Below are 284 nucleotides of genomic sequence, written 5' to 3'. Positions count from 1 at the left end.
ATAGTAGCCTCTCCATTAAAACTCGCTTGTCCGTATAAAAAATCATTATCGTCTTTTGTAGCATTAATAACTTGAAAATCACTGGCGTTTACTTCTAAGTTAAAAGTTGGATTAATAAACGATTCTGTTCCTATGTTACCAGACATTTCAAAGGTATTGTTGTTCGCATCACGAATTACAAATTGATTCATTGACAAGCCGGAATTATCAATATTTAAATTCTCGTCTTGAAGAATAAAGGCTGAATTAAACATGGCTACTTTAAATTTGGCATCATGAAACTT

1 protein-coding gene is annotated in these 284 nt (G+C 31.7%); it reads right to left on the bottom strand.

The window, feature by feature from the left end; translation table 11 throughout:
* On the bottom strand, window positions 1-284 hold a 284-nt coding region (locus ACNG5D_RS16055; RefSeq protein ID WP_418184539.1), incomplete at both ends, for a translocation/assembly module TamB domain-containing protein.

Origin of the sequence: Algibacter ulvanivorans (assembly GCF_048381495.1) — a bacterium.
GTDB lineage: Bacteria > Bacteroidota > Bacteroidia > Flavobacteriales > Flavobacteriaceae > Algibacter_B > Algibacter_B ulvanivorans.
This window is presented reverse-complemented; position numbering and strand designations above follow the sequence as displayed.